Below are 12538 nucleotides of genomic sequence, written 5' to 3' on the forward strand. Positions count from 1 at the left end.
CCTCAACCGAGCCCACAGCGGCAGAGTAGACCCATGCAAACTTCTTTCTCGCTTGCCCAGCTTGCAGACCCGGATGTGCGTGAATCCGAGAAGATCCTGCGCACCTGCGTCCACTGCGGATTCTGCACGGCGACCTGTCCGACCTATCTGCTGCTCGGTGACGAGCTCGACAGTCCGCGTGGTCGCATCTACCTGATCAAGGACATGCTCGAGGGCGGCAAGCCGGCGAACGAGCAGGTGGTCAAGCACGTCGATCGCTGCCTGTCCTGCCTTTCCTGCATGTCGACCTGTCCGTCCGGCGTGAACTACATGCACCTCGTCGATCATGCCCGCGCGCATATCGAGGAGACCTATGACCGGCCGATCGCCGACAAGGTGATCCGTTCGGCCATTGCCGGAATCCTGCCCTATCGCAACCGTTTCCGCCTGGCGCTGGTGGGAGCCGCCATGGCGCGTCCCTTCGCGGGACCGATGGGCAAGGTGCCGGGCTTCAAGCGGATCAGCGCCATGCTGAAGCTGGCGCCGCGCTTCCCGCATGGCCGTACCGCTTCGGAAGGGCCGGGCACGTTTCCGACGTCCGCCGAGAAGCGCGGCCGCGTCGCGCTGCTCTCCGGCTGCGTCCAGCCCGTGCTCGATCCTGGCATCAACGAGGCGACGATCCGCCTGCTGAACCGGGTCGGCGTCGAGGTGGTGATCGCCAAGGGCGAGACCTGCTGTGGCTCGCTCGCCCACCACATGGGCAAGTCCGAACAATCGCATGCGACGGCCAAGCGGACGATCGATGCCTGGATCGCCGAAATGGACGGCGAGGGGCTCGACGCCATCATCATCACGGCGTCCGGCTGCGGCACCACGATCAAGGATTACGGTTTCATGTTCCGCGAGGACGCCGCCTATGCCGAAAAGGCGGCGCGCGTGTCGGCCATCGCCAAGGACATCACCGAATATCTGGAGAGCTTGAAGCTGGCGCCCGTCGTCGCGCCCAAGGCCCTGACCGTGGCCTATCACTCCGCCTGCTCGATGCAGCACGGCCAGCAGATCAAGACGACGCCGAAGACGTTGCTGGCGAAGGCAGGCTTCACGGTGCGCGATGTGCCCGAAGGCCACATCTGTTGCGGTTCCGCGGGCACCTACAACATGCTGCAGCCGGAGCTTTCGCAACAGCTCAAGGCGCGAAAGCTCGGCAACATCTCCAAGGTGTCGCCCGATGTTGTCGCCACCGGCAATATCGGCTGCATCACGCAGCTCTCCGGCGGCGTGCCGGTGGTCCATACGATCGAGTTGCTGGATTGGGCCTATGGCGGCCCGAAGCCGGCCGGTCTCAACGCCTGAAGCATCGCGCCGAACGGGCGGCGCGATCGCCCGAAATCAGAGATCGCTGGCGGTGAGCGTGTAGGACGCGTGCGCCTGCCTGGAATAGGCGCGTGCGGCGGCCTGTTCGATCCGCGCCCGGTTGGCGTCGAAGGTGCGCAGCGCGTGATCCTCGTCCAGCGCACCGTTCGGATCGATCCGCGCGAGGGCATCCGCTTCGAGATAGAACGAGACCTCCTTCGCGCTATCGTGGCCCCAGAACTGAATCCGGTGACGCGTCTCATTGTAACTGCGGCTGCGATTGGGGAATTGGAGGTTCATTCTTCAAGCATACGCTCAATTCCGCGCGAGGGTTACCTCTATTGTGGTCCAAGTCGATATGGCCATGAGTTCAGAGAGCTGAAGGCATTCTCCTTTGCCTGCCCAAAGCAATTCAAGGAGAGGCCTCGAGACGATACTGTCAAAGAGGTTGAGGACTTGGGGCGCTGCGGCCAGTGCTAGGGCTTCGGCGCATGGCCGGCGCGCGCCGAAAGCAGGACGCGCTCCACCCGCCGATCCGGCACAAGCCAGATCATCGCGACGCCGACATAGCAGGCGATGGCGATCCAAGGGTTGAGAAAGGCCAGGCCGATCGCCGCCGCATAGATGACGACGGAGATCTTGCCCTTGCGATCCCTGCCGAATGCCTCGGCGATTGGGGAGCTTTCGCCTTCGAGCCGGATCAGCGACCGGGCGAGAATATAATAGGCGATGCCGCACATCATCAGCACGAAGCCATAGACGGCGACCGGCACGGCCTCGATGTGGTTTTCGCCCATCCATGCGGTGGTGAACGGGGTCAGGGACAGCCAGAACAGCAGGTGCAGATTGGCCCAGAGCACGCCGCCACGAACATGGCTGACGGCATGGAACATGTGGTGGTGGTTGTTCCAGTAGATGCCGATCATGATGAAGCTCAGCACATAGCTGAGAAACACCGGCACCAGCGGCAGCAATGTGTGGATGTCGACCTCGTGGGGAACCTTCAGCTCCAGCACCATGATGGTGATGATGATCGCGAGAACGCCGTCACTGAACGCTTCGATCCGGCCCTTGTTCATGCCCAATGCTCCATCGTCATGCCAGCTGGTACGCTAACCCTTTCCGTTGCGTCGCTCCATCCTCGCGATGGGTGAAGGAAGGGCCGCGCCGACACGTTGGCATGGAGCGCGTGACAAGCCTGAACGTTGCTTTGCGCATCAGGGATCGGCAGGGGCCTCTTGCCTGTCCGTCTGGCCGTGCTAGGGTCGCCCCGTCTCATCGGGGTGCCCTGATCCATCCGGATCCTGGCTGAGAGGTCTTCGGACTAACCCGCGAACCTGATCCGGATCATGCCGGCGGAGGGATTGAGCCAAGCGCCTGGATGCTCAAGCACCTGGATGTTCTTGCCGTCGTTCCGTCCTGCGTCACAGCAAAGGACGTCTACCGTGTCTTCCCCCCCTTCCTTCACGATCGAAGCGGCGACGGATGCGCTGCATGCCATGCGCGCAGCCCGTCCGCTCGTCCAGAACATCACCAACTACGTCGCCATGACGATCTCGGCCAATGCTTTGCTTGCAGTCGGCGCGTCACCGGCCATGGTGCATGCGTCCGAGGAGGTCGACGACTTCGTCGCCATTTCCAATGCGCTGGTGATCAATATCGGTACGCTGTCGCCGACCTGGATCGTGGGCATGCAGCGCGCGGCGAAGCGGGCCGTTTCCCTCGGCAAGCCCTGGGTGCTGGATCCGGTCGGCTGCGGCGCGACGAAGTTCCGCACCGATTTCGCCGTCGAGATGAGCCGGGCAGGTCCGTCGATCATCCGCGGCAATGCCAGCGAGATCATGAGCCTCGCCGGCGCGGCCGGGGCAGGGGGCAAGGGCGTGGACTCGACCGCTTCGTCCGATGCAGCGCTGGAGGCCGGCAAGGCGCTGGCGCGCGCCAGCGGCGCGGTCGTCGCCATCACCGGCGAGACGGACTATGTCACGGACGGCACGAGCGTCGTGGCGATCACCGGCGGCAGCCCGCTGATGCCGCTCTCGACTGCGCTGGGTTGTGCATTGTCGGCGACGGTTGCCGCGTTCGCCGCCGTGCGTCCGCCCTTCGAGGCGGCGGTCGCCGCGCTTGTCGTCTATGGCGCGGCGGGCGCTGCCGCGGCGACCCGCGTGACCGGGCCGGGCCATCTGCCGGCGGAGCTTTGCGACGCGCTCTATGTGGTCGACGCCGACATGATCGCGCGCTATGCGACTATCCGGGTTGTTGAAGAGGTGAATGTGGGATGAGCCGTCCTTTCGATCTTTCGCTTTATCTCGTCACCGACGACGATCTTGCCGGACCGCGCGGCGTGGTCGAGACGGTGCGCGCCGCGATCGACGGTGGCGTCACGCTCGTGCAGCACCGCTGCAAGCAGGGCACCACCCGCGATTTCGTCGCGACGGCATCGGCGCTGATGGAAATCCTGCGCCCGCGCGGCATTCCGCTCATCATCAACGACCGCGTCGATGTCGCGCTGGCGGTGGATGCCGATGGCGTCCATGTCGGCCAGGACGACATGCGCGTCGCCAAGGTGCGCGAACTGATTGGCCCGGATCGCATTCTCGGCTTGTCCGCGGCCTTGATGGAGGAACTGACGCCGGACGAACTCGGCCCGATCGATTATCTCGGCGTCGGCCCGGTCTTCGCGACGACGACCAAGCCGGATGCGGACGACGCGATCGGCTTTGACCATCTCGGGCGGATCCAGGCGGCGGCTGGCCTGCCGGTCGTGGCGATCGGCGGCCTCAAGCCCGAGCATGTCGAGCCGACGCTGGCGGCGGGCGCCGATGGCCTTGCCGTCGTTTCCGCCATCATGGCGGCGGAAGATCCGGCCAGGGCGGCGCGGGACTTCACCGACCGGATCGCGCGCTACCGGTTGCGATAGGCCGACTTTTTCCAAAACGGAACAAGTTCTGCCCTGATCATGCAGGTTCAGTTGAAGACGGCGGCGTGGCATAGTCCGCTCCAACATGCCCACCGAGGAGTTGTCCATGTCCGCCACCAATGCTGAACGCCTGGTCGTCAAGGGAGCCCTGGGCCCCCGTTTCGACGAGATCCTGACGCCCGAGGCGCTCGCCTTCGTCGCCGAACTGCATGGCCGGTTCGATGCGAAGCGCCGCGCCCTGCTCGAATTCCGCAATGAGCGTCAGGTCTTCTTCGACAATGGCGGGCTGCCGGACTTCCTGCCCGAAACCCAGGCGATCCGAGAGGGCGATTGGAAGGTCGCGCCGATCCCGGCCGACCTGCAGGACCGCCGCGTCGAGATCACCGGCCCGGTCGACCGCAAGATGATCGTCAACGCGCTGAACTCCGGCGCGAAGGTGTTCATGGCCGATTTCGAGGACGCGTCCTCGCCGGTCTGGGCCAACATGGTCGAGGGCCAGTTGAATCTGAAGGACCGCTGGGCCAACCAGATCGACTTCACCGACGCGCGCACCGGCAAGGCCTACAAGCTCGGCGCCAATCCGGCCGTGCTGATCATCCGCCCGCGCGGCTGGCACCTGCCCGAGCGCCACATCACCTTTGACGGCATGGACGCTTCCGGCTCGCTGGTCGATTTCGGCCTCTATGTCTTCCATAATGCCAAGGCGGCGCTCGCGCAGGGATCGGGCCCCTATTTCTACCTGCCCAAGACCGAGAGCCATCTCGAGGCGCGCCTCTGGAACGACGTCTTCACCTATGCCGAGGAGGCGCTGGGGCTCGCGCAAGGCACCATCAAGGCGACGGTCCTGATCGAGACGCTGCCGGCGGCGTTCGAGATGGACGAGATCCTCTATGAACTGAAGGACCACATGGCCGGCCTCAATTGCGGCCGCTGGGACTACATCTTCTCGTTCATCAAGACGCTGCGCAACAACAAGGCCTTCCTGTTGCCGGATCGCGGTCAGGTCGTCATGGGCAAGGCGTTCCTGCTCGCCTATTCGGAACTGCTGATCAAGACCTGCCACCGCCGCGGCGCCTTCGCCATGGGCGGCATGGCGGCGCAGATCCCGATCAAGAACAACCCGGAAGCCAACGCCGCCGCCTTCGCCAAGGTTCGCGCCGACAAGGAGCGCGAGGCCAATGCCGGCCATGACGGCACCTGGGTCGCGCATCCGGATCTCGTGCCCGTCGCCATGGAAGTGTTCGACCGCCTGATGCCGACGCCGAACCAGCTCACGCGCCTGCGCGAGGAGGTCTCCTTCGGCCAGAAGGACATGCTCGCCATCCATGACGGCACCCGGACGGAGGAGGGCCTGCGCCACAACATCCGTGTCGGCGTCCAGTATATCGAGGCGTGGCTGCGCGGCCGTGGCGCGGTGCCGATCTACAACCTGATGGAAGATGCGGCGACCGCCGAGATCAGCCGTGCGCAGATCTGGCAGCAGCTCAATTTCGAGGCGACGCTGGAAGACGGCCAGAAGGTGACGGAAGAACTGTTCCGCCGCGCGCTCGCCGAGGAAATGGAAGTCGTGAAGGGCGAGGTCGGCGCCGACAATTACGCTGCCGGCCGCTTCCCCGAGGCGATCGACCTGTTCGCCAGGCTTTCGACCGCCAAGACCTTCGAGGCCTTCCTCACGGTCCCGGCCTACAAGCTGATCGACTGATCTGCTTCGATTGACGCGAACTCACAGTTAGAAAGGGGCGGCAGGCTGAAAGGCCTGCCGCCCCTTTCTGTTCTCAGAACTGGAGTGCGGGCCGCCGCGCGGCGCGCGCAGCGGTTGGGGGCGATCCTACACTTCGACGGCGGTCGGCACCGGGCTGCGGCCACCGCGCAGCGGCCGCTCTTCCATGATCGCGAGCAGGGCCAGCGAGATGGCGATGCAGATCGTCGCCGCGATGAAGACGCCGCTGAACGCGCCGGCCAGCGAAACGCCGGCCTCGGCCGCGGCGGCGATCTTGGCCTCGACCGATGTGCCGGTTCCGCCCGAGATCGCGCCCAGGCCGCCCAGGAAGATCGCGCCGAAGGCGGCGACCAGGATGGCGCTGCCAAGCGAGCGCATGAAGTTGATCGTGGCCGTTGCCGTGCCGAGATGATGCGCCTGCACGGCGTTCTGCGCCACGACGATGGTGACGGGGAACAGCGTGCCGAGACCGGCGCCGATGAAGGTCAGGATGACCTCGATCGAGATCACGTCGAGCCGGCCGGCCCAGACCGCGAGAACCGCGGTCAAGACCATGGCGACCACCAGCCCGATCATCGGCGAGCGCTTGTAGTGCTGGACGCGGGCCATGACGCGGCCGGAAAACTGCGCGCCGAACACGGTGCCGATCGAGAGTGGAATGAGCGCAAAGCCGGATTCCGCCGCCGACATGTGCAGCACCGACTGGAAGAACAGGGGCATGTAGATCGAAAGGCCCACCATGGTGCCGATGCCGAAGAAGCCGGCGAGCGTGGCAGTTGCCACCACCTGGTCGCGCAGCACGCCGACCGGCAGGAAGGGCTCCGGCGCATTCAGGACGCGGAACACGAACAGCGCCCATGCGACAAGGGATGCGACGAACAGGCCGATGATCTCCCAGGACGACCAGGGATAGGAAACGCCGCCCCAGCTGAGCGCGAGCAGCAGCAGCACCGCCGCCGCCACCAGCAGCACCGCGCCGATGATGTCCAGCTTGTGCGGGCGGTCGTTGCGCGGCAGTTTCTTCAGCGCGTTGAAGGTCATGGCGAAGGCGAGAAGGCCGAGCGGCACGTTGATCCAGAAGATCACGGTCCAGTTCAGCGATTCCGAGAGCACGCCACCCAGCACGGGCCCGGCGACACTGGCGGCCGCGAACACGGCGCCGAAATAGCCCATATATTTGGCGCGTTCCTTGGGCGCGATCGCGTCGCCGGTGATGGTATGGGCAAGCGAGATCAATCCGCCGCCGCCCAGTCCCTGCAGGAAGCGGGCGATGATGAGCCCGGTCATGGTCGGCGCGAGCGCGCAGGCGATCGAGCCGATGATGAAGATGACGATCGCGATCAGCAGGACCGTGCGTCGGCCATGGATGTCGCTGAGCTTGCCATAGAGCGGCGTCACGGCCGTCGACGACAGCAGATACGCGGTCACGACCCAGGCGATGTTCTGGAGATCGCCCAGTTCGCGCCCGATGGTGGGCAGCGCGGTCGCGACGATGGTCTGGTCGAGGGCTGCCAAGAACATCGCCAGCATGACGCCAAGCACGATCGAGCGAATGGTGGCCTGGTCGAGCGGAGCCGGGCCGGGGCGCGCGGAAACGGAAGCATCCATGGGGTATCGCCAATGTGATTGTTCGCCCGCCTGGGAAGGCCGGGGCGATAAAGACGGCTGATCATTCTGATTCAGCAAAGATAGGCCGGAGCTTAGCCCCGTTGCCCGACGATCTCAATCCGCGGCCCCGGCCGATCGGCGGGACCGCGGCGTTTCAGTGGCCGCCGCCACCGCCGGCAGGCGCTGCCTGCGGCTTCTGGGCGAGCGGGACCAGCAGCACGATCAGCGCGAAGATGACCGCCAGCACGAGGAAGACGTCCGAGAAGGCCATTACCAGCGCCTCGCGCTTGACCGACTGGGTCAGCGTCTTGATCGCCGCCAGATTGGCGTCGCTGCCCATCGTGGCGGCGAAGCCCTTGGTCATCATGTCGAGCCGTTCGGTCGCCGCCTCGCGGCCCCACTGCACCTGCTCGTGCAGACGGGTGATGTGCAGGTCCCAGCGATTGTTCAGGATCGTGGTGATGACGGCGAGGCCGACGGCGCCGCCAAGGTTCCTGGTCAGGTTGAACAGGCCGGACGCATTCTTCATCCGCTCGGGCGGCAGGGTTCCCAGCGCCAGCATCGAGACCGGCATCATCGACGTCATGAGCGCGACGCCACGCATCGCCTGGGGGATGAACAGCTCGTTGAAGGCCCAGTCCTTGGTGATCGGCACCAGTTCGAGGCAGGACAGCGCGAACAGCGACAGGCCGAACGCCATCATGTAGCGCGGGTCCATCTTCTGGCCGAGCCGGCCGACGATCGGCGCGGTGATCATCATGAACAGGCCGGTGACGAACATGGTCTCGCCGATCTGCAGGGAATCGTAGCCGCGCACCCGCGCCAGATAGACCGGATAGAGGTAGACGAGGCCATAGAGACCGACGCCGAGCATGAAGGAGAACAGGGCGCCGGTGGCGAAGTTGCGGTTCTGGAAGGCGCGGACATCGACGATCGGCTCGTCGGTCCGCAGCACGCGCCAGAAGAACAGGACGCCGGCGACCACGGTCACGACGGCGAGCGTCGCGATGGTCTCATCCTGGAACCAGTCGTTCGCCGAGCCTTCCTCCAGCACATACTCGAGGCTGCCGAGGAACAGGGCCAGCGTGACCAGGCCCATGTAGTCGAAGCGCTGCAGCAGCTTGAAGTTGGGCTTGTCCCAGTCGACGAAGGTCAGCACGCCCAGCGTCACGCAGATGCCGGGAATGACATTGACCAGGAACAGCCAGTGCCAGGAGAAGATGTTGGTGAGATAGCCGCCAATGGTCGGGCCGACGGTCGGCGCCAGCGTCGCGATCAGGCCGACGATCGCGGACACCATGGCGCGGCGATTGGGCGGGAAGATCGTGAAGGCGGCGGCGAACACGGCCGGGATCATGCCGCCGCCGATGAAGCCCTGCGCCGCGCGCCAGGCGATCATCTCGCCGATCGACGAGGAACTGGCGCAGCCGATCGAGGTGATGGTGAAGCCGCCGGCGGCGATGGCGAACAGGTAGCGGGTCGACAGCGCGCGGCCGAGGAAGCCCGACAGCGGGATCATGATGATCTCGGCGATCAGATAGGCCGTCTGCACCCAGGAGATTTCCTGCGAGCTGGCGGACAGGCCTGCCTGGATCTCGGTCAGTGACGACGAGACGATCTGGATGTCGAGGATCGCCATGAACATGCCGACCGCCATGGCCACGAAGCCAAGCGTGCGGCGGGGCGTCATCACGGGAAGGGCGGGTGGTTGCGGACCGGCCATGACTGTCTCCTGGGGGTGCGTTCACCCCTGAAAAGCGCCAGGCTTCGGAACCTGGCGGCACGGCCGTGCGCGGACGGTCGGTTTGGTTCAACGAGAGGGGAGCCGGAAGGCCGGTAGGGACAGCATGTCCGGCTCCCCTCTCGAAGCACTCCCCCGAAGGAGAGAAGCTTGCTGGTCAGTTGCGGGCCGCGGTGGCGGCATTGCCGCCCGTGCGGCTGTCGATGTCGACCACGACGGAGAGCCCGGGGCGAAGGATGCCCTTGGCGGCTTCCTCGGCGGGAATGCGGATCCGCACCGGGACACGCTGCGTGATCTTGGTGAAGTTGCCGGTCGCATTGTCGGCCGGCAGCAGGCTGAACACCGAGCCGGAAGCCGGCGCCACACTTTCGACCGTGCCCTCGATCGTGGCATCGGAATAGGCGTCGACGCTGACCGTCGCGGTCGCGCCCGGCCGGATCCGGCCCAACTGCGTTTCCTTGTAGTTGGCGTCGACATAGACGTCCTGCAGCGGCACCAGGGCCAACAGGCGCTGCCCGGTCGCGACATACTCGCCGGGATCGACTGCGCGATTGCCGACGACGCCGTCGAAGGGCGCGCGCACGACCATGTGGTCGAGGTCGAGCTTCTTCTGCTCCAGCGTCGTCTGGTACTGGTCGAGCGCCCGCTCGGCTTCGACGCGCTGGGCCTGCAGGACGGCGACATTGGCCTCGGCCGACGTCATGCCGGCCTTGGCGGATTCCACGGCAGCGGCGGTCTTGTCCTTGGTGGCCTGCGCCTGCTGCAGCGATTGCTGCGACGCGAACTGGTTCTTGGCCAGCGTCGCGGCGCGGGCGAGATCGGCCGCGGCCAGTTCGGCGTCGGCATCGGCGGAGGCGATCGATGTGCGGGCCTGCAAGACTCCGGCCTGGCCGGCCTGGATCTGCTTGTCGATCCGGTCGATCGCGGCCTGTTGGGAGGCGATCTGGTTCTCGGCGGCGGTGACGGCCAGCTTCTGCTCGGAATCATCGAGATAGACGAGCGGGTCGCCAGCCTTGACGGCGGTATTGTTGGCGACGGCGACCTTGGTGACATAGCCGGAAAGGCGTGGCGCCACGGTCGAGGTATCGGCGCCGACATAGGCGTCGTCCGTCGAGACCATGAAACGGCCGACCGTCCACCATTCGTGACCGAAATAGGCGCCGGCCGCGATCGCGACGGCGGCTACCGTCAGGAGGAGAAACCGCCGCCGCCCGCCGCGTTTTGCCGGGGGTGAGGCAATCGCAGGCTTGGCTTCGCCGCTGTTGCCGGGCGCGGGGGGCCGCTCGGCAATGGGCGCTGCCGCTGGCGGCGGCGGTGTGGCTTCGGCGTTGCGGCGCTGGATCGGCTCCAGCTCGGAAACGCCGGTATCCTCAGGAGTCTCGACAAGTGCGACCTTTGCCATGACTCGTCTCCTGTCTCTCAGCCCTGGAAAAGGGTTTGACCGAACCGTTCGGTCAATGGCGCTTGAATTAGTCCCATTGACTGGTTAAATCAAGATCGAACTGAACGGTTCGGTCATAAAAATCGCGTGTCGCACAAAAAGGCAGCTCGGTTGGTTTGGCCTCCGCTTCTTGGTACTTTTGAATTGGACATAAGTGATCCCGACTCAAAGCCGCCTCGCGCGGGGGATCGCAGCCGGATGGGAGAAACGCCGTGTCACTCGTCGACGCTACCCGTGACACCGAAGAAGGTGGAGCGGGGCAGGATTCGCGCAAACGCGAGCAGATCATGCGCGGCGCCAGCCAGGTCTTCCTTGAGAAGGGCTTCGACGCGGCGAGCATGAACGACATCGCGCGCGCGGCAGGCGTCTCGAAAGGTACGCTCTATGTCTACTTCGCCAACAAGGAGCGGTTGTTCATCGAGTTGATCTCGGCCGAGAAGCGCGAGGAACTGTTTCGGATCGTCATGCTCGATTTCGAGAATCACGATGTCGAAGCGGTGTTGAAGAAATTCGGCCGCGAGCTTTGCGCGATCCTGACCAAGCCATACTACATCAAGGCCATGCGGTCGGTGTTTTCGATTATCAATCGCATGCCGGAAGTGGGCGCCGAGTTCTATTCGAACGGCCCGATGCTCTGCACGCAGCTGCTCGCCCAATATCTGGACGCGCAGACCAAGGCGGGCGTGCTGGAGATAGAGGATTGCCTGCTGGCGGCGCAGCAGTTCGTAGAGTTGTCGCAGAGCGGTGTCATGCGCAGCGTATTGTTTGGCGTGATCGACAGCCCGGGGCCGGAGGAAATCGCGCGCCGTGTGGACAGCGCCGTCACCATCTTCATGAAGGCCTATGGGGCGCCGCAGCCGGCCTTGGCCGGCTGAAGCGGGGGAGGCGAGGGACGCGAGCCCGCCGCCGTCCCGGTGGACCGCCGCCTTAGCGAACGACGACCTTCGTGCCAACCGGCACGCGGGAGTAGAGGTCGCTGACGTCGGCGTTCACCATGCGGATGCAGCCGGACGAGACGTTGTGGCCGATGGTCCAGGGCTCGCTGGTACCATGGATGCGGAAGATGGTGTCCTGACCGCCGCGATACAGATACATGGCGCGCGCGCCGAGCGGATTCTTGGGACCACCTTCCATATAGGCGGGCAGGATCCGGCCCTTCTTGCGTTCGCGACGGATCATCTCCGGCGGCGGCGTCCAGCCCGGCCATTCCGCCTTGCGGCCGATCTTCACATTGCCCTGCCAGCCGAAGCCGTCGCGGCCAACGCCCACGCCATAGCGCAAGGCCTTGCCATTGCCCTCGACGAGATAGAGGAATTTCTCGCTGGAATCGATGATGATGGTTCCGGGCTTTTCATTGGTCGCGAAGCGCACGCGCTGCTTCTGGTACTTGTAGGGCAGCGTCGAGCCCGGGCCGCTGGCCCTCGGACCGAAATTGTCGCTGCCCTGGAACAGCTTCTGGAAGAAGTTCTGGGCGTGCGCGCTGCCAACTGCGGTCATGGATACAGCTCCAGCCAGCAGCGAGGCGGCTATGACGCGTCGGAAGTTCATGGAGTCCCCCATTTCGGTCCATCGCGCACGCGGCGCGGTTCTCGGATGACGTAGAATAGAATCGCGATTGGGATGCGGCAACCGGCGTGCGAATCACGCGGCCGTGATTGTGATCGCGTTCACGGAGCCTGCATTCTCCCTTCCGGCCATTAATGTTCGGTAACGCGGCGGCCATGTCGCTGAGAGGTCCGCCGCGCCACAGTGCTGGAATACGCTGCGGCGGCGCTCCGC

General features: G+C 65.1%; 11 protein-coding genes and 1 riboswitch. Of the genes, 5 read left to right on the forward strand and 6 right to left on the reverse strand.

What is annotated here, in order from left to right:
* Positions 1 to 33: 33 nt before the first annotated feature.
* Positions 34 to 1332 (forward strand): glycolate oxidase subunit GlcF, encoded by a 1299-nt coding sequence (glcF, locus tag OSH10_RS18845; RefSeq protein WP_266333534.1) that lies wholly within the window; start codon positions 34 to 36, stop codon positions 1330 to 1332.
* A gap of 36 nt (positions 1333 to 1368) precedes the next feature.
* Here the strand turns inward: glcF and OSH10_RS18850 are convergent, their stop codons facing one another.
* Both OSH10_RS18850 and OSH10_RS18855 read right to left on the reverse strand, forming a co-directional pair.
* The gene (locus OSH10_RS18850) at positions 1369 to 1632 is read right to left on the reverse strand and encodes a DUF1488 family protein (protein ID WP_266333536.1); all 264 of its coding nucleotides are present in this window, start codon (positions 1630 to 1632) and stop codon (positions 1369 to 1371) included.
* Between the two features lie 176 nt (positions 1633 to 1808).
* On the reverse strand, positions 1809 to 2411 hold the full coding sequence (locus OSH10_RS18855; RefSeq protein ID WP_266333538.1) for a TMEM175 family protein: 603 nt from the start codon (positions 2409 to 2411) through the stop codon (positions 1809 to 1811).
* Positions 2412 to 2601: 190 nt separating this feature from the next.
* A riboswitch (TPP riboswitch) is annotated at positions 2602 to 2713 on the forward strand.
* 64 nt (positions 2714 to 2777) lie between these two features.
* Between OSH10_RS18855 and thiM the strand changes: the two genes are divergently transcribed.
* The 3 genes from thiM (at position 2778) to aceB (ending at position 5951) form a co-directional block, all read left to right on the forward strand.
* Positions 2778 to 3611, forward strand: coding sequence for a hydroxyethylthiazole kinase (gene thiM / locus OSH10_RS18860; protein ID WP_266333540.1), 834 nt, complete (start codon positions 2778 to 2780; stop codon positions 3609 to 3611).
* On the forward strand, positions 3608 to 4249 hold the full coding sequence (gene thiE, locus OSH10_RS18865) for a thiamine phosphate synthase (RefSeq protein ID WP_266333541.1): 642 nt from the start codon (positions 3608 to 3610) through the stop codon (positions 4247 to 4249). The genes thiM and thiE overlap by 4 nt, the downstream gene beginning before the upstream one ends.
* A 106-nt stretch (positions 4250 to 4355) precedes the next feature.
* Entirely contained in the window at positions 4356 to 5951 is a 1596-nt protein-coding gene (gene aceB, locus OSH10_RS18870; protein WP_266333542.1) for a malate synthase A, read from the forward strand.
* 126 nt (positions 5952 to 6077) lie between these two features.
* Here the strand turns inward: aceB and OSH10_RS18875 are convergent, their stop codons facing one another.
* The 3 genes from OSH10_RS18875 to OSH10_RS18885 all read right to left on the reverse strand — a co-directional run bounded on the left by OSH10_RS18875 (position 6078) and on the right by OSH10_RS18885 (position 10720).
* Positions 6078 to 7577 (reverse strand): MDR family MFS transporter, encoded by a 1500-nt coding sequence (locus OSH10_RS18875; RefSeq protein ID WP_266333544.1) that lies wholly within the window; start codon positions 7575 to 7577, stop codon positions 6078 to 6080.
* Positions 7578 to 7731: 154 nt separating this feature from the next.
* Positions 7732 to 9300, reverse strand: a complete 1569-nt coding sequence (locus OSH10_RS18880; RefSeq protein ID WP_266333546.1) for a DHA2 family efflux MFS transporter permease subunit — start codon at positions 9298 to 9300, stop codon at positions 7732 to 7734.
* Between the two features lie 175 nt (positions 9301 to 9475).
* A complete protein-coding gene (locus OSH10_RS18885; protein ID WP_266333548.1) occupies positions 9476 to 10720 on the reverse strand; it encodes an HlyD family secretion protein in 1245 nt (414 codons plus the stop codon).
* 251 nt (positions 10721 to 10971) lie between these two features.
* Here OSH10_RS18885 and OSH10_RS18890 point away from each other — a divergent pair, with 251 nt between their 5' ends.
* A complete protein-coding gene (locus tag OSH10_RS18890; protein ID WP_266333550.1) occupies positions 10972 to 11634 on the forward strand; it encodes a TetR/AcrR family transcriptional regulator in 663 nt (220 codons plus the stop codon).
* Between the two features lie 52 nt (positions 11635 to 11686).
* On the opposite strand, the gene OSH10_RS18895 is transcribed toward OSH10_RS18890, so the two are convergent.
* A complete protein-coding gene (locus tag OSH10_RS18895; RefSeq protein ID WP_266333552.1) occupies positions 11687 to 12256 on the reverse strand; it encodes a L,D-transpeptidase in 570 nt (189 codons plus the stop codon).
* Positions 12257 to 12538: the final 282 nt, after the last annotated feature.

It is taken from the genome of Kaistia defluvii, assembly GCF_026343955.1.
GTDB classification, from domain to species: domain Bacteria; phylum Pseudomonadota; class Alphaproteobacteria; order Rhizobiales; family Kaistiaceae; genus Kaistia; species Kaistia defluvii.

Bases quoted from the DNA above. Each gene is read 5' to 3' on its own strand.
- aceB (WP_266333542.1), top strand. From the start codon at position 4,356: ATGTCCGCCACCAATGCTGAACGCCTGGTCGTCAAGGGAGCCCTGGGC.
- glcF (WP_266333534.1), top strand. From the start codon at position 34: ATGCAAACTTCTTTCTCGCTTGCCCAGCTTGCAGACCCGGATGTGCGT.
- OSH10_RS18895 (WP_266333552.1), bottom strand. From the start codon at position 12,256: ATGACCGCAGTTGGCAGCGCGCACGCCCAGAACTTCTTCCAGAAGCTG.
- OSH10_RS18880 (WP_266333546.1), bottom strand. From the start codon at position 9,300: ATGGCCGGTCCGCAACCACCCGCCCTTCCCGTGATGACGCCCCGCCGC.
- OSH10_RS18850 (WP_266333536.1), bottom strand. From the start codon at position 1,632: ATGAACCTCCAATTCCCCAATCGCAGCCGCAGTTACAATGAGACGCGT.
- OSH10_RS18875 (WP_266333544.1), bottom strand. From the start codon at position 7,577: ATGGATGCTTCCGTTTCCGCGCGCCCCGGCCCGGCTCCGCTCGACCAG.
- OSH10_RS18885 (WP_266333548.1), bottom strand. From the start codon at position 10,720: ATGGCAAAGGTCGCACTTGTCGAGACTCCTGAGGATACCGGCGTTTCC.
- OSH10_RS18855 (WP_266333538.1), bottom strand. From the start codon at position 2,411: ATGAACAAGGGCCGGATCGAAGCGTTCAGTGACGGCGTTCTCGCGATC.
- thiE (WP_266333541.1), top strand. From the start codon at position 3,608: ATGAGCCGTCCTTTCGATCTTTCGCTTTATCTCGTCACCGACGACGAT.